General features: G+C 63.1%; 19 protein-coding genes. 11 read left to right on the forward strand and 8 right to left on the reverse strand.

All coding sequences use genetic code 11. The features are described 5' to 3' along the window. Positions 1-92 precede the first annotated feature (92 nt). From E3T49_RS14020 to E3T49_RS14030, 3 genes are all read right to left on the reverse strand, one after another. Positions 93-512, reverse strand: coding sequence for a DUF3846 domain-containing protein (locus E3T49_RS14020; protein ID WP_134425524.1), 420 nt, complete (start codon positions 510-512; stop codon positions 93-95). 375 nt (positions 513-887) lie between these two features. Further along, positions 888-1,823 (reverse strand): DUF3560 domain-containing protein, encoded by a 936-nt coding sequence (locus E3T49_RS14025; RefSeq protein ID WP_134425525.1) that lies wholly within the window; start codon positions 1,821-1,823, stop codon positions 888-890. A gap of 514 nt (positions 1,824-2,337) precedes the next feature. Next, on the reverse strand, positions 2,338-2,961 hold the full coding sequence (locus E3T49_RS14030) for a DNA-processing protein DprA (protein WP_134425526.1): 624 nt from the start codon (positions 2,959-2,961) through the stop codon (positions 2,338-2,340). Positions 2,962-2,986: 25 nt separating this feature from the next. Between E3T49_RS14030 and E3T49_RS14035 the strand changes: the two genes are divergently transcribed. After that, a complete protein-coding gene (locus E3T49_RS14035) occupies positions 2,987-3,340 on the forward strand; it encodes a hypothetical protein (RefSeq protein WP_134425527.1) in 354 nt (117 codons plus the stop codon). 464 nt (positions 3,341-3,804) lie between these two features. Then, positions 3,805-4,125 (forward strand): DUF7882 family protein, encoded by a 321-nt coding sequence (locus E3T49_RS14040; protein WP_134425528.1) that lies wholly within the window; start codon positions 3,805-3,807, stop codon positions 4,123-4,125. Between the two features lie 42 nt (positions 4,126-4,167). Here the strand turns inward: E3T49_RS14040 and E3T49_RS14045 are convergent, their stop codons facing one another. Next, positions 4,168-4,536, reverse strand: a complete 369-nt coding sequence (locus tag E3T49_RS14045) for a hypothetical protein (protein WP_134425529.1) — start codon at positions 4,534-4,536, stop codon at positions 4,168-4,170. A 161-nt stretch (positions 4,537-4,697) separates the two neighbouring features. After that, complete coding sequence (locus E3T49_RS14050) at positions 4,698-5,360, reverse strand: hypothetical protein (RefSeq protein WP_134425530.1); 663 nt, start codon at positions 5,358-5,360, stop codon at positions 4,698-4,700. 341 nt (positions 5,361-5,701) lie between these two features. On the opposite strand from E3T49_RS14050, the gene E3T49_RS14055 reads away from it, so the two are divergent. From E3T49_RS14055 to E3T49_RS14070, 4 genes are all read left to right on the forward strand, one after another. Beyond that, entirely contained in the window at positions 5,702-6,334 is a 633-nt protein-coding gene (locus E3T49_RS14055; protein WP_134425531.1) for an NAD(P)-dependent oxidoreductase, read from the forward strand. Next, positions 6,331-6,786, forward strand: a complete 456-nt coding sequence (locus tag E3T49_RS14060) for a MarR family winged helix-turn-helix transcriptional regulator (RefSeq protein ID WP_134425532.1) — start codon at positions 6,331-6,333, stop codon at positions 6,784-6,786. Before E3T49_RS14055 ends, E3T49_RS14060 begins: the two co-directional genes overlap by 4 nt. Beyond that, positions 6,786-7,640 (forward strand): SDR family oxidoreductase, encoded by an 855-nt coding sequence (locus tag E3T49_RS14065; RefSeq protein WP_134425533.1) that lies wholly within the window; start codon positions 6,786-6,788, stop codon positions 7,638-7,640. Before E3T49_RS14060 ends, E3T49_RS14065 begins: the two co-directional genes overlap by 1 nt. Positions 7,641-8,794: 1,154 nt before the next feature. Then, positions 8,795-9,934 carry a glutathione-independent formaldehyde dehydrogenase gene (locus E3T49_RS14070; RefSeq protein ID WP_134425534.1) on the forward strand — a complete coding sequence of 380 codons (1,140 nt, stop codon included), beginning with the start codon at positions 8,795-8,797 and terminating at the stop codon, positions 9,932-9,934. A 321-nt stretch (positions 9,935-10,255) separates the two neighbouring features. Here E3T49_RS14070 and E3T49_RS14075 read toward each other — a convergent pair whose 3' ends face one another. Together E3T49_RS14075 and E3T49_RS16865 are read right to left on the reverse strand one after the other, a co-directional pair. Continuing rightward, on the reverse strand, positions 10,256-12,172 hold the full coding sequence (locus tag E3T49_RS14075) for a bifunctional DNA primase/polymerase (RefSeq protein ID WP_241972835.1): 1,917 nt from the start codon (positions 12,170-12,172) through the stop codon (positions 10,256-10,258). A gap of 589 nt (positions 12,173-12,761) precedes the next feature. Then, complete coding sequence (locus E3T49_RS16865) at positions 12,762-13,025, reverse strand: ArsR family transcriptional regulator (RefSeq protein WP_134425536.1); 264 nt, start codon at positions 13,023-13,025, stop codon at positions 12,762-12,764. Positions 13,026-13,190: 165 nt separating this feature from the next. Here E3T49_RS16865 and E3T49_RS14085 point away from each other — a divergent pair, with 165 nt between their 5' ends. From E3T49_RS14085 to E3T49_RS16260, 3 genes are all read left to right on the forward strand, one after another. Further along, positions 13,191-13,661, forward strand: a complete 471-nt coding sequence (locus E3T49_RS14085) for a hypothetical protein (RefSeq protein WP_134425537.1) — start codon at positions 13,191-13,193, stop codon at positions 13,659-13,661. Between the two features lie 486 nt (positions 13,662-14,147). Continuing rightward, positions 14,148-15,131 (forward strand): hypothetical protein, encoded by a 984-nt coding sequence (locus E3T49_RS14090; protein ID WP_134425538.1) that lies wholly within the window; start codon positions 14,148-14,150, stop codon positions 15,129-15,131. 554 nt (positions 15,132-15,685) lie between these two features. Beyond that, positions 15,686-16,285, forward strand: coding sequence for an alpha/beta hydrolase family protein (locus E3T49_RS16260; RefSeq protein WP_166785566.1), 600 nt, complete (start codon positions 15,686-15,688; stop codon positions 16,283-16,285). 18 nt (positions 16,286-16,303) lie between these two features. Here the strand turns inward: E3T49_RS16260 and E3T49_RS14100 are convergent, their stop codons facing one another. After that, entirely contained in the window at positions 16,304-16,636 is a 333-nt protein-coding gene (locus E3T49_RS14100) for an ArsR/SmtB family transcription factor (protein WP_134425540.1), read from the reverse strand. 1,162 nt (positions 16,637-17,798) lie between these two features. Here E3T49_RS14100 and E3T49_RS16645 point away from each other — a divergent pair. Both E3T49_RS16645 and E3T49_RS14110 read left to right on the forward strand, forming a co-directional pair. Beyond that, on the forward strand, positions 17,799-18,599 hold the full coding sequence (locus tag E3T49_RS16645) for a nucleotide-binding protein (protein ID WP_241972836.1): 801 nt from the start codon (positions 17,799-17,801) through the stop codon (positions 18,597-18,599). 5 nt (positions 18,600-18,604) lie between these two features. After that, the gene (locus E3T49_RS14110; RefSeq protein WP_241972837.1) at positions 18,605-18,919 is read left to right on the forward strand and encodes a hypothetical protein; all 315 of its coding nucleotides are present in this window, start codon (positions 18,605-18,607) and stop codon (positions 18,917-18,919) included. Positions 18,920-18,921 lie beyond the last annotated feature (2 nt).

Consider the following 18,921-nt stretch of genomic DNA (forward strand, 5'->3'; position numbering starts at 1 on the left):
CGCCCGAATGCTATCGGCGACCGTGCCGGTGGAAGAGTAGCGCCGGGTTGCCCCTCACCGGCTGGCCTGTTAGGGCCAGCCGGTGCTTGCGGCTAGATGTTGCGGAGCATGCTCACCACGGTGGGGAACGGGGACAGACTCTCCACTAGGGCGTCGACGGTCCCGGCGTCGGGCTTCTGCGCGAAAGACTCCTGGATCCGGGCGAGCTGGGCGTCGGAGAGGCCGACGGTTTCACCGTCTCCGGTGACGCTGACGGCGATGGCGGTGCCGAAAATGACGGTGCGGGAGCCGAGCCGGTGGGCGAGCACGGTTGCGGGCAGGTTCAGGGTTGACCCGTTGATGAGTCCTTCATCATCGACGAAGAGGTCGATGTCGTCCTCCAGGCCGACGACGTCGAACATCCGGCAACCGATGGCGGCGATGATGTCCGCCCCGATGCTGTCCTCGTTCACGTCCAGGACGCTGATGGTTTCGGTCGGGTTGATCTTGACGCTGCGGATGCTGGTGGTCATGGGGTTCTCTCTCCAAGGTTGGTGAGGTGCGCGGGGTCCCGAGCTCTCTCGTGGGCAGTGGTTGTGTTGTCGTCCACCGTTTTTCTGCCCTTGGTGGCAAGAGAAATCGATTGAGAGCGGGAGTGCCGGAGTGCCCGCAGTCTCGTGCGAAATAAGGGAGCTTGCGACCGCGTGCGAGAGTGCGGGTGACGCAGGCACGGGAGCGAACTACGATGATTGGCCACCAAGGGAAGAAATGTTTTGAAAGAGTCAGGCCGGCGCAGCCGGCTCCGTGTGGGTCCGGCCTCCAGGCCGGATTCACCTGGTGGGGGAGTGTGAGGGGGCACCATCCCCCTCACGGCGGTCGGCCCCTCGGCCGGCCGGCCTACGCGGCAGTTATTCGGGCCGCTGGTGCTGCTGGATCTCCGCATACGGGGCGGTATCGGTCCACGTGTAGCCCGTGGTGACGCTGACGGTCTTGGGGTTGGCGCGGACGACTTCGCGCCACTGGCCGCGGATCTTCACCCGGTCACCCTTCTTCACGGTGCTGCGGTCGTAGCTGGTTGCCGTTCCGCTCTCGATCTGGGCGGCGCGCACGGCTTCCCAGTACGCGATCTGGTCGCGCTTCTCGGCGAGGTTCGGTGCGAGGTGGTCTGCTCGGGCCTGCTTCTGGGCGTCGGTTGCGTCGATGTAGCCTTGTGCGTCGTCGTAGCGCGGGGCGATGATGCGTCGTTCTAACTTGCGCAGCTCAGCCCCCAGAGTGTCGATACGGTTGGCCACGGTCAAGGGCCGGTAGCGGGCGTCGGTGGTGTGCGTGGAGGCGTCGGCACGCGCCTGCGCGTGGGTGGCGTCCGTGCTGGCTTCGACTGATTTACGCATGGCGTTATCTGCTTTGGCGATCGCGTTGCGGTGGCGACCTTCGGAGTGGTGGCCAATCTTGATCGGTTCTCCTCCTTCGGGCAGGCGGTCAAGCGCGCTCCGGGCGCGGGTCCACGCGGCATCCTCGGCGGTTGCCTTGCGGTCGGCTGTGGCGGCCAGGGCGTCGACCCGCTCGGCCTGACGTCCGATCTTTCCGGCCTCGACCTCGGCGGTCGTGCGTCGCTCGTGATTGATGTCGGTTTCGACCTCGAATCCGGCCGCTTCCAAGGCCTCCTGGGTGCGGGTGATGGTGTGGATTTTGGGGAGGCGGTCGCGGGATTGGGGGACGAACCAGGCGCTGATGCTGCGCCCCCAACGCCAACCAACGGTCTTGAGGACGTCGGCGGTTCCGTCGCCTTTACTGGTGCCGTCGATCATGGTTCCGGCGGCGTGGCTGTGGGTGATGGTGAGCATGATTTCTGTTTCCTCGTTTAGGCGAAGCTGTCGGCGTAGCGGGTCGCGGTGCAGGTTTCTCCGGGCTGGGTATCTACGGCACCTTCCGAGGTGCACCCGCTGCAAGCGCACCCGTCCGCGTAGCGCTCCCTCGGGTAGGTGTTCTCGTACGGGCAATCGGACTCGACCATGGGTTCTCTTTCCTCGTGAACAACTGTTTTTTTTGCCTGTCTGGCAAGAGAAATCGATAGCGACCGGGAGTGCCGAAGTGCCCGCAGTGCCGGGCGAAATAAGCCCGCAGGGCGCGTCCGGCACTGTGGGTGACGCAGGCACGGAGGGAGCTACGATGATTGGCCAGATAGGACAAAATGCCCGGCAATCAGCGCCGCACAGCGGCTCCATATCGCTTCTGACGGCTTCGCCGTCGCAGTTTCATAGTGATATCAGTGTGATATTCCGCTGCGGGGGAGTGCGAGGGGGATTTCTCCCCCTCGCCGGCCAGCTCGGGAGCTGGCCGGCTGCCCGGCCCGGCGGGTTAGGCGGTGGTGAGTGCTGCGGCTTCGTCAGTGGTGCTGATCAGGGTGGCGCCATGGTCACGGATCAGTCGGGAACACCCGGCGCTGGTCGGGCTCGTGATCGGGCCAGGCACGGCCCCGAGCGGACGGCCGAGCGCTGTGGCGTGTCCGGCCACGTTCAGGCTCCCGGACCGGAACCCGGCCTCGACGATGAGGACCGCGTCGGTCAGGGCGGCGGCGAGGCGGCCGCGCTGGATGAAGGTCCACTTCGTGGGCGCCCGGTGCGGGGGCAGCTCGGTCACGATCGCACCCCGCTCGGTGATCCGGGTCAGGAGGTCGCCGTCCCCGGCCGGGAAGGGACGGCCGAGCCCGGACGCGGACACGACGACCGTGTGCCCGCCGGCCGCGAGGGCGGCCCGGTGGGCCATCCCGGCGAAGCCGTAACTGCCGGTGCCGACGATGATGTGGCCGCGCGCGACGAGCCCCGCCGTGATCTCCATGGGGACATGCTCCCCGTACCCGGTGCCCCCCCCCGACCAGGATCCTCGGGACAGCACGAACCAGAAGCCCCGGATCCCCGGCGACGTAGAGCGCGAACGGGGCCCGGGAGCCCAGGTCCCGGAGCCCGGCCGGCCACCCGTCATCGGATGGGATCAACACCGTGTGCCCGTGCTCGATGATCGTGGCCAGTACCTGCCGGAACTCCGCACTCTCCAGTCGGGGCAGGACACGCTCCCGCAGCACGACCACGTCGACGTCCTCGCAGGTCCCGCCGAGGACCAGGTCCAGGGCTGCGATAGCGCCTTGGTCAGCGATCAGGGCCCCGGCGGTTGCGTCGCCGGGCTCGCACACGATCGTCCACAGGATCCGGGCCAGACGTTCACCGCTGAAACCGTGTTCCTGGGACAGTTCAGTCAGGGTGGCAGTCATGGCCGCTGTGCGTGCGGTGGTGGTGTTCATGGTGTGGGTCCTCTCCCTCAAAACAACGTGTTTTTTGCCTTTCCGGCACGAGAGATCGATTGAGAGCGGGAGGCCCGAAGTGCCCAGTTATCGGGGCGAAATAAGGGAGCCTGCGACCGCGTCCCGACAACCGGGCACGCAGGGCCGGGAGCGAACTACGATCGGCTGCCGGAAAGGAAAAAAAACGGGGTCAGAACGTGCCGCGCAGCGGCTCACAAAAAGGCTCTTCCCGGCGCAGCCGGCCCCGACAGGGGATTCCTAACAGGATTCTGTGGCGCTGGCAAGGGGGTTGAATACTGGGCAGGGCGGGGAAACAGTGGATGGATGAGACAAGTCACTTTCAGCGGGGCGTCTTCCCTGACCGCGGATGCCCTCGCCCGCGTGCTCGGAGATCGCGACCACCAATTTCGACAGCAGCGACTTCACCGACACCGGCCGCACCCCATGACCACCCCAACCAGGCACAGAGCACGCGGCTTCCTGTACTCCGGGGTGGGACCCATGAGCGTGATTAAGGAGGGCGTCTCATGGGAAGGCTGACCTATAACTCGAGAATGAATATCGATTTCGCGGACCGCACCCTCGCGCACCTGCAAAGCGTCATCAACACCAAACTTCAACGCGCGGAAGGGTTCCACTTCACCTGGGCCGACGACCCCGCGGGCGGCAGCGGGCGAAACACGATCTGGATTCACCCCGGCATTCCGCTCTCCTTCACCTTCACCAGCTCCAAACAGGCCCTACTCAATCAGCGGTGGCTGGAGGCCCTCATCCGCACCGCCAATACCGTTACCGGCCTCGAAGTCGTCCCCGAGCCACCCCGTCCGCCCGCCACCGCCCACGCCTGAACACTTCTCCTTGCCAGGGGCTGCTGGCACATCGGCTCGGGGTCACGGTGCGGATCGGGTATCCGAGGTGGTTCCGGAAAACATCCGCTCGAGCGGGTCCACGTCGTCCTGGCCACCGCCGCCAAGTAGGGCCGGCAGGAACCGGGCCAACGCGTCGAACCCGGCCTCCTGATCCGGATACACGCCGAGAGAGACCAGGTGGGTGTCTCCGCTGGACAGGGTCAGGTTCAGGCACGGGTAGTGCTCCTCCGCCGTGATACCCAACCGGACGGCATCCGCGAACGTGTTGCTGCCCAGCTGCTCCTGGATGGACACAACCTGGTCCAGGTTGACCCAGATGTCGTCGGCGCCGACCACGGGCCGGGACCAGCCCTGACCGGGGGTAGCGACGGCGAGTTTGATGAAGCGCATGTGATGTCCGATCAGTAGAGAGACCTCGACGCTAAAACGCTCCCCGCCGCGACCGCCCTAATCCCGTGTACCTGTGGAGAACCCGGCGCACCGGGGGAGTGTGAGGGGCGTGCTGGCCCCACACCCGTTGCCACCCCCGCCGGGGTGGCCACGAGGCACGGCTAGCGGCGGTTCGTGGCGGTGAGGGCAATTTCCAGGGCCCGGGCCTCACTCATCCCGATAGGACGAATAACGTTTCTGCTATACCGTTTGGTCTTCTTCACCCGGGTGGTCCCGGTGTACCCGGCGGGGCCATCCTGCGCAGGACCATACAGGGGGTGCACCAGCAACCACTGGATGAAGAGCAAGGCCGGGGCCGCCACTCGGCGGCGAAAGCGAGGGGTGGGGTTCGCGCACAGGGCCCAAAACCGGGCCGCCTCACCCCGGGCTGCGAGCCGGTCGGCGACCGGGATCGGGACCGCCCGGGGCGGGTGCATGAGCTTGATCGTGGAGACGTGCACGTAAGCCTGCAGCGCGGAATCATCCCGGGCCGGGATCTCCTCCGCCAACTCTCGGACGGCGCGCCGGATGCGGGCGGTGATCCGGTCGGTGCGGGTGTCGTGGGGGTGGGTGCGCATCCACGCGGCGGCTTCGAGGACACAGCAAACCAGGCTCCACTCGTAGCTGTAAAAGCGCAGCAGAGAAGCCACATCCCGGTTCCAACTGCTGCGCTTGTACGGGTTTTCGGTGTCGTAGCGGGCGAAGAAAGCGGTGCCGGCTTTCCGGTCGGCTGCGATCTGGTCACTGGTGCGCTGGGGCCGAACCTCGACAAGGAACTGGGACATGGAACTCTCCGCTCAACTGATTTTTTTGCCTGTCTGGCAAGAGAATCGATTGAGAGCGGGAGTGCCGAAGAGCCCGAATTATCGAGGGAAATAAGCCCGCCAGGGCGCGCTCGATATACCGGGCACGCAGGCACGCAAAGCGAACTACGATGACCGGCCAGACAGACAAAAAAGTCTTCAAACCAGCACGGCCGCGCAGCGGTCAACATGCCGGAACGGCCCCACCACACGGCGGCAGCCGAAACCCTCACTCCACGTCATCCAACACAGATGACCGGAACCCGCTTCGTCGTAATCCGACAACCCACCCCTAATAACATTTAGTGGCTAAACTAATGGGTATGACAGTGATCGCTTTGTTTGGTGCGACCGGTAAGACCGGTCATCGCGTGCTGACGCGTGCTCTTGCCGCGGGATTTGAGGTGCGGGCTTTGGTGCGTGATCCGGCCAAGCTCACAACGACGTCGCCGGCTCTGACGGTTTTCCACGGTGACGTGTTGGACCCGGAGGCTGTAGATCAGACGGTGTCGGGTTCAGACGCCGTGCTCAGCCTGTTCGGGCAGGTCAAAGGCTCGCCGCCGACACTGCAGGCCCAGGGCACCCAGCTGATTGTTGACGCCATGGGGCGCCACGACGTGAAACGGGTCGTCACCTTGTCTGGCGGTGGCCTGTCGGCCCCGCTGGATCGGCCTGGTCCGGCCGATCGTGTGATCAAGTTCTTGCTGAAGACCTTGTCCGGGCATATCCTCGCCGATGCCGAGCAGCACCTGCGGGTGCTTGAGGCGTCCGGGCTGGACTGGACGGTGGTGCGTGGTCCGCGGTTGACGGAGAAGCCGGGCACTGGCACGTACCGGGTGGGCTGGGTGGGTGTTGATGCGAGCACCCAGATCAGTCGCGATGACCTCGCAGATTTCATCCTCACCCAAGTCGAGGACCGCACCTTCATCGGGCAAATGCCGTTCATCAGCGCATGACACACTCAACGCCCGTACTCACCGTTGACCGGTCGACTCAGGTGGGGGAGGTGCTGGCGGCGGTCGTTCGTCTGTCACGGTCGCTGGCGAACCCACGGTCGACTCCTTTTGGCGGCACGGTGCTCACCCGCACCCAACTGGATGTCCTCTTCGTCCTCGCTCACGCACCGGACCCGGTCACACCGGGCCAGCTCGCCGCACTGTTGCACGTCACCCCGGGTGCCATCACGCAGCTGGTGGACCAACTGCGCGAGCACGACCTGGTCGAGCAGTTCGCGTCCGACCAGGACGGACGGGTACGGCTCCTCCGACTCACCAGCGCTGCACGCTCCCAGGTTGAGGCGTTCGAAACTGTCGCAATAGAGCGCTCCGCACCTTGGTTTGACACGCTGACTGACGACGCACTGACCGAGCTTGCCGGGCTGCTCGCTCAGGTGAAAGGCGGATCCTGATGGGTGCGGTCTTCGTGACGGGGGCGACCGGGACCGTCGGCTCAGCCGTGGTGGAGCACCTACTCCGACTCGGACAACCCGTGATCGCCGGCATCCGCAACCCGGCCGATGCAGCCCGGATCTCGCACCCCGCGGTGACCCGGGAATTCTCCTTCGACGCGGACCCCGCGCAACTGGACGCCGTCTTGGAAGGAGCGGACCGGCTGTTCCTGATGCGACCGCCAGCAATCGCCGACGTGCAGCGGACATTATTCCCGGTGATCGACGCGGCCAACCGTTCCGGGATTCGGCAGATCGCGTTCCTGTCGCTGCAGGGCGTGCAAGTCAACCACAAGACACCCCATCACGCGGTTGAGCAGTACCTGCGGGAGAGCCGGAGCCCGTACACGTTTCTGCGCCCGAACTTCTTCATGCAAAACCTCGCCACCACCTACGCCGGCCCGATCCGGGAACGCGGCGAGATCTTCGTTCCCGCGGGACGCTCACGAACCGCTTTCATCGACGCGCGCGACGTCGGCCGGGTCGCCGCGACGACCCTGTCTGATCCCGGCCACATCGGAAAGAAATACACCCTCTCCGGTGAGCAGAGCCGCAGCTACCGTGATGTCGCCGCCATCATGTCCGACGTGCTCGGCCGCCCAATCCGGTACACCAGGCCCAGCGAAGACCAGTACCTCGCACAACTAAGGTCCGACAACCTTCCCGCGGACTACATCGCCGTGCAAAAGATGATCCACCGTGTGGTGCGGCTGAACATCTCCGCGTTCCCGAACCGGATGATCCGAGCACTGACCGGACACCCCGCCACCACCCTCCGCCAGTACGTCACCGACAACACGCAGGCCTGGGACTAACCCTCAGAAATCAAGCAACTCCACCATCCCGCGAAACGTCACCCACCCCGGACCCCGGCAATCCCTGACACAGCCGGCCGAACACAAACAGCCCACCCCCCTGAAGCCACGAATGTGAAACAACCACCCCACAACACTGCTCACTCGCGTTAATGTGCCCGAGGAAGGGCCTCCGTGACTGGTGAAGACATTAGATACCCACACTCACTGCGGGGGCCCTTCCCACCGCAAACCACGAACCTCTGAGCATCCAAGGTGCCCCTTATGCTGCCTCACCCAGGTACTGCCACCGATTCTCCGGGTTGAGCAAACCGGCCCCTACCAGCTCGAGCGCGGCACGGTGATCAGCCAGGTTCGTGCTGGCCCGCGGATACCGCGGCCACACCCGCTCACCAGGTGTGCTCGCCTCAAACAACGGCCGGCTCAACACGTGCGGGCGCCGCGGCCGAGACCGGGGCGCTGACATCATCGTGGTCAGTTCAGCTTGCCACCACGCCCACACCTCCCGCTCAATCCGATACCTCTCCATCCGAGCCAGCAAGGTTCCCAACACGCCCAGCTGAAGGGCCGCCTGGTTCCGAAGATCCTGCTTCGACCTGGCCCACCCATCACGGTGCACGACCAGGAGCTTGTGCCGCCGTAGACGACTGAGAATCGTGGCCGTGTGCCGGGCAGTAACGCCCAGGAAACGAGCAGCCGAATCGACAGTGAGGGAAGGGTGCCGACGTAGTAGGGCGTAGACCTTGCCGACAAGATGCCCGAGGCCCCGGCGAATGAGGCGGCTCCAACTGTTCCTGACGGCATCACCGTCACGGTTTCTACAGTGGTATCACGCTGATATCCCGCCCCGGGGGAGCGAGAGAGGGGTTCCAGTGTGGGGTCGTCGCTAATTCCCGCTGGTCGAACCGCGCCCAGAACGCAACGTTGGGACTTGGACAGGGGAGGCGTCCCTGCGTATCTATCGAGGGCATCGCACTGCCCGCCATCTTGTGCCAGACGGGCAGTGGCCAGTCAAGTGCGGTCGTGATAAACATGAGCTACGCCCATTTTCCGCGCAGCCTGAGACTCTGCTCGGATATTCATCCTTAGAGCACCTCCGACAGTCAAAAAAGATCTCACGTTTTTCATTGTCACAAATTCAGGGAGTGAAAGAAATGAAAGCAGTCGTCTACAAAGGCCCCAACGAAGTCAATGTTGAAGAAGTTCCCGATGCCAAGATCGAACGCCCCACTGACGTTCTCGTACGCATCACGGCCACAAACATTTGCGGTTCAGATTTACACATGTACGAGGGACGCACCAATTTCGAAGTTGGACGCACGTTCGGTCACGAAAACATGGGTGAGGTCATCGAGGTCGGTAACGGTGTCGACAAAGTCAAGGTCGGCGAGCACGTCGTGCTGCCATTCAATATTTCCTGCGGGTTCTGTAAGAACTGTGAGCGCGGCTTCACCAACTACTGCATGACAACTCAGCCAGACCCGGTTGGCGCGGGCGCAGCCTACGGCTTCGCTGGAATGGGCCCGTATCCCGGCGGGCAGGCCCAAATGCTGCGCGTGCCCTACGGCGACAACAACTGTTTGCGCCTGGGAGAAGATGCCATAGAAAAGCAAAACGACTACGTGATGCTCTCGGACATTTTCCCTACCGGCTACCACGCTACTGAGATGGCCGGCGTGATTCCTGGTGACACCGTCGTGGTCTACGGAGCCGGTCCAGTCGGGTTGATGGCCGCCTTGTCTGCCACGATCAAAGGCGCAAGCAAAGTCTGGGTCGTGGACCGACGCCCGGACCGGCTGGCCCTTGCCGAGCAGATCGGTGCGATCGCCATTGATGACTCAAAGACGGACCCGGTTCAGTTCGTTCTGGACCAGACAAAAGGTATCGGCGCAGACCGAGGATGTGAATGCGTGGGTTACCAAGCCCACGACCCCCAGGGCACCGAAGACCCCGCAATGACTCTGAATCAGCTCATCCGGTCCGTGCGCATCACCGGGGGAATCGGTGTTGTTGGCGTCTTCCTGCCAGCAGATCCCGGCGGCTTCGACGAGAACGCCAAGCAGGGCAAGCTTGCCATCGACTACGGCATGCAATGGCTGAAAGGCCAAAACATTGGCAGCGGCCAATGCCCGGTGAAGAAGTACAACCGGCAATTGCGCGACCTGATCGCCGCGGGCAAAGCCAAGCCATCTTGGATCGTTTCCCACGAGATCCCCCTCAGCAAAGCCGCCGACGCCTATAAAAACTTCGACGAACGCACCAACGGGTGGACAAAAGTCATACTCAAGCCCTGATAGGCCAAAGCCTGACCGGCCCGGTCAACGCCGCCCTCGCGGCGCAAGCCACGACACGACACGGGAGCAAGAAACTAGCCCGCAGAGTTACCCGTTTTGCCTGGCGTGTGACATGCGCGGGGAGGCCCCGTGATTGGGGCAGATATTAGATACCTGCCCTTAACCCGGGGTCTCTCCCAAGCCACAAGCAACGCAACATCACGGCAACTTACCCAGAAACAGGCGTCAGCGCACGGCGGCGCACACATCGCAAATCTCCGGCAAAGACGTCCCCAAGATGCAAGACTTAATTGGCAACTTCCTCTCCCCGAACGGTACCTGCTATGCGACCTCACCCAGGTACTGCCACCGGTTCTCCGGGTTGAGCAGACCCGCACTGACCAGCTCGAGCGCGGAACGGTGATCAGCCCTGTTCGTGCTGGCCCGCGGGTACCGCGGCCACACCCGCTCACCCGTCGTGCTCGCCTCAAACAACGGCCGGCTCGACACATGCGGGCGCCTCGGCCGCGACCTCGGCGCTGACATCATCGTGGCCAGCTCGGCTTGCCACCACGCCCACACCTCCCGCTCGACCCGATACCGCTCCGCCCGAGCCAGAAGTGTACCCAGCACGTTGAGCTGCAGGGCCGCCTGGTTCCTAAGATCCCTCTTCGACCTGGCCCACCCATCACGGTGCACGACCAGGAGCTTGTGACGACGGAGGCGACTGAGGATCGTGGCAGTGTGCCGGGCCGTGACACCGAGGAGACGAGCTGCGGAGTCAATGGTCAGGGACGGGTGCTGGCGCAGCAGGGCGTAGAGCTTCCCGGCCAGGTGTCCCAAACCGCGGCGGGTGAAGAGGTCGTGGCGCTGGTCAGTGAGTTGTTCCTCGAGCAGAGCGACGAGATGGGTACGGGTGTTAAAGAGCTCAGCTGCAGAACGACCTGGAGACGACGGGATTTCGTGCGGGGGGCGGGGGTTATTAAGTGGTTGTGACCGGACTGTACTGTGACCTGTGGATAACGTGGAGGCTAGGCGCCATTCGGCGGCGTTACCGTCGTCGCTCGCACTGACCCGTTCGACGTATCCGGCAGCAGCGAGGGCGGCAAGTGCGTCGGCTGCAGTGGTGCGGCCCAGGCCCCCCATCGGGCCCAGGTCCCGGATCGCGGCGGCGACCGTGCGTTTGCCGGTCTGCAGGGTCAGGTAGGCCAGGGCGCGGAGAACGGTCTGCTGATTCGAAGACGCCTCGGTCCTGCCCCACCGGCCCGGGCTGACCCGGAACCGGGTGAGGAGGGCTTCAACGTCGGTCACGATGGCGTCCAACTCCGACAGGTCCTGCGGCTCCCGCACCGCCGGCAGCGGACGCTGGAGGGCTGCGTACTGCTGGGCTTTATCCCACTGGCGGCCCAACCGGGCTCGAGCTTCGGCGGCGGCCCGGGGGCGGCGGTCGCCGCGGCCGGTGTTCTTCGTCCGGAAGTGCTCCATCCCGGGGGCGGTCTTGATGGCGTGCTCGACGTCGACGAGCTGCCAGCCGGCGTTCGCGGCCGACAACAGGCACATGAACCCGGTCCAGCTCGGGTTGCTGCCGCCATCGATGGTGGCCATATGGGCGGTGCCGGCCGTGCTCAGGCGCCGGTGCGACTGGTGGCGCGCGGTGACGGGGCCCGACGGGGCACTGTCTTCCGCGCGGAGGGACGGCTTCCGCGCCTCAAGCACCGCGGCCAGGGCGGCGAGGTCAGCGGTCGTGGTGGACGGGACAATCAGGGTATTCAGGTTGCCGCGGAGGACCGTGGAACTGCTGCCGTCCCGGTGCGGAGACAGGGGCGGCCGTGCGGCACCGGTGACAGCGTTCAGGAGCATGCCATGGTCCAAGCGGCGGAAGTTCGCCCGCGCAGCACTGGCCACGGGGGCGACGGCGAGTTTCGGGGCGCCACCCTGGAGGGCGAGCCAGATGTGGCGGCCACCCGTCCCGGACGACTGGCACACGACATGCTCGATTGAGAGGGCATCGAGGGTGCGGGAGAGGACATCGCACTCGTCGACGGCTTCCTCCATCAACTCAGCGTCGACACCGTGCTTGTCTTTACCGTCGAAGTCAAAGCACAGCACCCGGAACAAGCCGGTCTCATCGGCCAGGTTCATCGCCCACGGCGTCGTGGGTTCCGTCGGTCCAACACGGTGGATCAGGGGGTAACTGTTCTCGTCCACCCGCCCGTACGCGTCGCGCTTCATCACACGGACCTGATCGCGCGGACTCATTCGGCGCGTCAAAGCCCAGGCTGTCCACGGTTCAGTGGACACGCCAGACACGCCAGACACGCCGGAAACAATTCCGGGCGCATTGAGGGGTACGTGCGCTATGCTCTGGGACATAGAGAAACCTCCCGCGAGGGCTGTTGATCTGGATTAGCTCGAACCTCCTCGCCGGGAAGCACAGAGGGTTTGAGCTACGAAACTTGCAGTAGCCCGTCGCGAAAGCGACGGGCTCTTTCGTTTAAGCGACCTGGTTGATGGGCAGCTCCTCGTCATGACGGATGGATGCCTGGGGCGCGAGGGTGGCAAGGCCAACATCTCGTGCGAGTACTGAAGCGATGTAATCGCTCAGTGACATTCCTCGTTCCTCTGCGCGGTCGCGCACTGCGTCCGCGATCGGCGACGGAACTCTGGAAATCAGCGGTTGGCGATCGCCTTTGCTTTTGCGTCCGCCGTAGGAACGTTGAGGTGGCATGGTCTGAAGATATCGGGATGCTGAATCAGAAACAGGGAGGTTGTGGCGGCGTGTTGCCAAACCGTGGCTAATTCTCCCCTGATCGGCCAAGGCAGTTCTCCGGACGGACATCAGCATCCGTCAGCGCCCGAGGACGTAATCAAGATGTCCGGAGGCAGCCGCCGCGATAATTCGATTGTTCGCTACGAATCTTGACGTTTCGGAACTGTTTCTATTTGGGAGTTCATCGACCAAGTCGCAGTCCACTAATTCTTCGAGGTGGCGACGCACCGTTCGCTGGGATGCTCGCGTTGACTTAGCGATTTCCTCGATTGTCATGGCGCCTCGGAGCACAAGGAATCGCACGATACCTGCGCCCGAACGACGAGCGATTAGTTGAACCATGCGTAAATCTCTTCCCACGAATGCCTCAGATGCTGGACATGCCTAGCCCACTCTAGGCATGTCCAGCTGCGCGTGTCCAACTAGGGTGGAACTGCGCTTGCACGTCGCGCCGACTCCCCAAGGCCGGATCGGTCGCGCGATGTGCCCGACTATTAGAAGGCCAGATTGAACGAAACCCGCCTAGAAGAAAACGCCTCTGGGGACGAACGCGCCAGGTATGAGTTGGCGCGAAAGCTGAACTTGTTGCTGGACGCTTTCGCTGCGGAACGTGGCAATGCTTTGACTTACAAGGAGATCGCCGCGGTACTTGATGCACGCGGCGTGCGACTGTCGCGCGCACGTTGGTCCTACATGCTGAGCGGGTCCGGATACTTGGTGACGGACGAGTCGCTCCTGCGCGGCTTGGCTAAGTACTTCGACGTTGACCCTGAATATCTCTTGGGCGGACCTGGCGTTCCAGAGCCAGAACGGGTCATCGCGATGAACGAGATGATCATTGCCATTCGCGCCTCTAAAGTGAAGAATTTTGCAGCGCGCACTCTGGGCGAAGTATCGCCGCCAACGCTTAGGGCGATTACTGAACTCTTGAACCAGGTGATCGGTGAAGCGGACGATGAAGATCCCAAAGTGGACTAGAGCGTCCCACAGAGCCGTCGCCGACCCGGAGAACGCATCTTCACCGCGCGAACTTGCACGCGCCGCCTTCTCAGCGTTAGACCTTCGCGATCGAGTGTCAATAGAGAGCATTGTCGGCCTCGTGGAGAGTCGGCGCGGCAAGCCCATCTCGATCGCCATTTCAAGGCATCTAAACGGAACCGAGATTTGCGGGCTCTGGCTCGCCCGGCAAGGGGATGATCTGATCTTCCACGCAGCAACGGATTCCGAATTTCACCGGCAACAGATTGTCTGTCACGAGTTGTCTCACATGATCTTGCGTCACGACGAGATCGACGGCCCAGGGCTCCCTGGGCACCAGCTCGCGGGGGGAGGAGCCGCAACGGCCTTCGGCCGTTCAGGATTCCGGGATTCATACGAGTTAGCGGCTGAAGCCCTAGCAGACCTACTCACGAACGCAATCCGATCCAGTACGAGAGAACCCGAGGGATTCGAGGGCGTCTTCGGATGACGCAAACGATCATCGCTTCAGTTCTTTGGGGGCTCGTGGCGGCGCTGGCGTCAGGCACTCGTCGACGCACAGATCAAAGCATCCTGTACGCGGCCGTCATGATCGCCGTTTCATTGACGTTAAACGTTGATGCTGTTTATAGGGCAACAGACCTGTTCTTGACCGGACACAACTATGCGGATTTGCTGGCAAATCTCCTTCTTATAGTTGGGGTCTATTTCCTTTCGCGGGCCATTTTGCGAGCATCCTCACGCAGCAGAGCTCGATCGACAGAGAAGCCATTTCTTATAGGTGCGATCCTGAGTTCTTGCCTCACAATCACTGCCTTTCAATTCGTGGACGCCCCCTGGTCTTCAGATTCGTTCATGCGAGATTTCGGAGACCAACCCGCGGCGTGCGCATATTCCCTGATCCAGTTCACATACTTGGGCATCGTTGTAGCGGTGACGGGATCGATCTGTCTGCAATTTGCTGGACGCATGAGCACGGCTGCGAGGCGAAGCGGTTTTTACATCGTTGGGGCGGGGTGCTGGGCCGCCGTTCTGAATGTCTTCAGCATCGTGGGCATGGATTTGACGCACCTATTCGGTCCGCCACATTTGCTGGCACTTTTTTCCAGTGCGTATGACGTTCTGAACGTCGCATCACTCGTACTTCTATGCATCGGGTTGTCCCTCCCGCCCATTCTCGGATGGGCCAACGACCGATTGGAGCGCAGACGACTGCAGCTCATCCTTCCCGACCTGAATCGAATCTGGGACAAGGTCTCAGCTCAGCGGATCGAACTGGGCCGGGATTCCATCAGCCGCACACAAGGAGCAAGAAGACCCGACGTGGACGTCGCAGTTCACCGAACACTGGTCGAGATTCGCGATGCGCTCTTGCTTGAGGCGAGCGCCAAAGACAAGCTCACCGATGCAGACTTGGCCATTCTCCTCGGGGCCGAGACCCCGACCGGCGCGCGGAACACGACCGAATGATTCTTCGAAGTGCAATCGCGGTGTGCGGTCTAACCATCTTGGGCATGCTCACTGCAAGCATCGCGATCGCCAAAAACATAGTTGGCACGGAAACCCCAAGGCGGGAATCGATGCGGATTGCAGCGGTCGGAACAGACGAGCCAATCCCTGTCGTGACCCTTCCGCTGAGCGCCGCGACCAGAGCGCCTGGGGAGTATGCAATTTGGTATGACTATGGCAGGGGCTACGCGAGGGTTGGCGAGGTTGTGGCGGTTGATGAATGTGCCTCCGTTGTCACTCGCGAAGTAATTAGCTCCGTTGGCAGCACACTGCGCGCAGGCCAGACGGCGCGCTGGAGCGGTGTCGTTCCGTCCCGACCCGAGGACCTCGAGTTGCCGTTTACCACTGTGAACATACCGACCGCGTTGGGTTCAGCCCCAGCTACGCGCTTTGACGCAACACCACACCAGTCAAAACCATCGATGTGGGCGATTCACATTCACGGACAGGGCGCCACCCGAGCCGGTCCACTTCGGGGAATTCCAGTCACCCACAGCGCCGGCCTGACTTCTCTCGTGGTCTCCTATCGAAATGATCAGGAGGCTCCAAACTCCGACGACCGAAGATCGATGCTTGGCCAGACAGAATGGCTTGATGTAGAAGCGGCACTCGACTACGCCCGCGAGCAGGGAGCCCAAGGCTTTGTCTTAGTCGGCTGGTCGATGGGGGCAAGCATTGCGTTGCTGCTGGCTCGCTCGTCCAAGCATCGGGATCTTATTCTGGGACTTTGCCTCGTTGCCCCGGTAACGGATTGGCGTTCGACAATAATCGCGGGAGGCCGAAGTGCCCGCCTGCCTGCGGTCTTGATTCGCCTGGCGATGCACGTCTTGGCGGACAGTTCGCTGCGGCGCACCATCCAGCTCAAGGAAACCATAGACCTGCACGCGCTGGACTGGATAAGAAATGGCTCCGACCTACGAATTCCTACCCTCGTGCTGCACAGCGCCGGCGACAAATCCGTGCCGATCGAATTGTCGCGGAAGTTTTCGGAGGCGCACAAGGACACGGTCGAGTTGGTCGAACTCCCAGCGACGCCCCACACACTCGAATGGAACAGGGACCGAGAATTGTGGGAGAGTGCCCTCGCCCAGTGGCTGAGTCGACGTACCGATTAACCCCGATACAGCTATGACCTACTTTGAGCTTTCACCGAGGAGATAGCGCATCCACGCCTGCCCGAGGGCTTCGACTCGTGCTCTCCGGATCGAATAGCGGACCCCGCGACCCTGACGCTGACCCGGCGGAAGATCAGCGGCGATCACGCCGTACTCTTCCAGCGCGCGCAAGTGCCGATGTAGCGTGCTGTCCCGAATTCCAACCTGCTCGCGTAGATCTCCATAAGTCATCTGGTCGGAGACAGCAAGCACTCGAATGATGTCGTTGCGTGCACGGTTGCCGAATATTTGCTCAATCGCCTTCATGTCAGTGTTCCACTCAGGAGCTGACGGTTGCTTGGCGGGATCCACCCGTCCATTCTGGCGCAAGGCGGAGCCGCATTCGTTCGCCCCTCACAGGCTAGCCGATCACGAATACGAAGCTCTCAAAAATTGGCAGTATACTTTCTGTCTATGGAAGCATTAGTGGACGGCGCCGTAGGCTTCTCGATTAGCGCGTTTTTCAGTTGGCCTGAATCAGGAGGCACTCTACGCGTCTCGCGGGAGGCAACGTGCCCAGGATCTAAAGTACCCCTGAACGGGTTACAGAATCTCGCAGGCCTGGATCGCAGGGCAGAATCAGTCGGCGGTGACGGGGGAGTATCCGTTAGCCGCACGGCACCCGCTGCCACTTACCGAGCGGCCAGTCCAAGGACTATCGCTGCAGTCGGTGACGAAGGAATCTACGGGTTCCGGATCGTGATCACCCGCCCTCGCGCCGTCCAAGCCTCCACGCTTACCTTGCTGTGCACCGCTACGGTCTCGCCCGGCGAACCCGGCGATCCCCTCCAGCCGGGCACCGTGATCTCCTCGCAACGCCTCCGGTGCGGTCGACGGAGCTGCCACCTTCAATTCGATACTCGGGTGGAACGAATTAATCTCGCCCATTCTGCAAGCCCGTGGAAAGACCTCCTGTTCGCACCATTCGAAAGGCGTCACTTGCAGCACACGACCTGGACCGTCCACATCGCTGTCGATGTCCCTGACATCGCCCTTGGCGGGAACGCAACATTCATTTCAGGGCCTAATGGCAGAGGACACACCACCCATGAGTGACACAGGTTGCAGCGCACCCAACGACGTCTTCGGAGCGGCAGACCGCGCCGGAGATTACATCGAGGAAGACGCCGCTCTCATCGCCCCGATACAGCCTCGGCTCCGTTCCAAAACCACGGGCAACACCACCGAAGGACCCGCCCAGATTGCACTGCCCCTACCGGCCGACGCGCTAAAGACCTCGCCGGGCTCGGGCGCATCGGCATCAACGATGGCCATCGCCAGTGATCTGGCCAGTACGTCTGTGCTGTTCACCAGTCCCACTGGCCTAGCTATCGCGTCGCACTCGACAACTCTGGGCAAGGCCACTGCCGGGTTTCGCGGTGCTTTGGCCCGCTTGGGACTGCCCGTTGGGCCAGGTGCCGCCGAGCTGGGGGATCGGCGCTGTCAGGAACTGCGGACTACGCACGAGACGACAGTGCGGCAGGCGACTTGGACGCGTGCGGTCTCGGTCCTGGTGAACAACCCCAAGGGCGGCACGGGCAAGACTCCCACCGCCCTGCTCCTCGGGGGAGTGCTGGCCGCGATCCGCGGCGGATCGGTCGCGATCCTCGAAGTCTCCGACGACCCCGGCGCCCTGAACTTCCGCGCCGAGGGCAGCCCCCTCCTCGGCCTCGGCGAACTCGTCTGCGACGTCGACCAGGTCGCCACCGCGGGATGCCTCGCCGGATACACGGCCCCGCAAACATCGTTCGCCTCGGTGATCGGATCCACCGGTCGCCGGGACCGGCTCACTGGCGAATCGGTCGTCGCCGTGTCCAACGTCATCGACGACTTCTACTCCATCCGTGTCATGGATTCGGGCAACGTTCCCACCTCCTCCGCGTTCCGCGGCGCCGTGTCCGTCTCCGACGTCCTGGTGATCCCCGTGATGAACGCTGGCGACTCCGTCCTCGAAGCCATCCAGCTCCTCGAGGAGTTGCGGGCAGAGGGCGGGCCTTCCGCGGAGCTTGCGAATCGGGCCATCGCCATCCGCCTCACCGACGGCCGCCCCGAGAACGACGCCGTCCGAGAAGAGGTCGAGCGGCTCCTGAGCCAGGCCGGCGTGTCTGCCCTGCACGAGATTCCTTACGACTCCCACATTGCCGAACGCGGACAACTGACCCTCAGCCGCCTCAATCCTGCAACCCGGGACGCGTTCGTGGCAGCCGCCGCCAGCGTGGTCCGGTCCCTGCAAACCGCGGTCTCCGCCGCATCCACACAGAACCGGAAGGCCTAACCCCCATGCACGACCTCCTGCTCCACGCGGCGATCGAGAACCCCCTCGACGGGATCCTGCCCGACTTCTCTTTCGGCGGCGCCGAATTCACCGCTCTCTGGCAAAAACTCATCGCCGCTCTCTGGGCGATCGGCATCCTCGTGTCTATCGGATTCCTGATCTTCGGAATCGTCGCCATGGCCGGAGCTTCCGGAGACACCAATCCCAACCCCCAAGCCCACGCCCAAGGACGCCGGAAAGCCGTCTGGGCCGGCATCTCCCTCGCCGCCCTCGCCGGCCTCGCCATCATCGTCGGCGCCGTCCTCTCCTTCGCCGGCTAACC

Origin of the sequence: Cryobacterium cryoconiti (genome assembly GCF_004403065.1) — a bacterium.
GTDB classification, from domain to species: domain Bacteria; phylum Actinomycetota; class Actinomycetes; order Actinomycetales; family Microbacteriaceae; genus Cryobacterium; species Cryobacterium cryoconiti.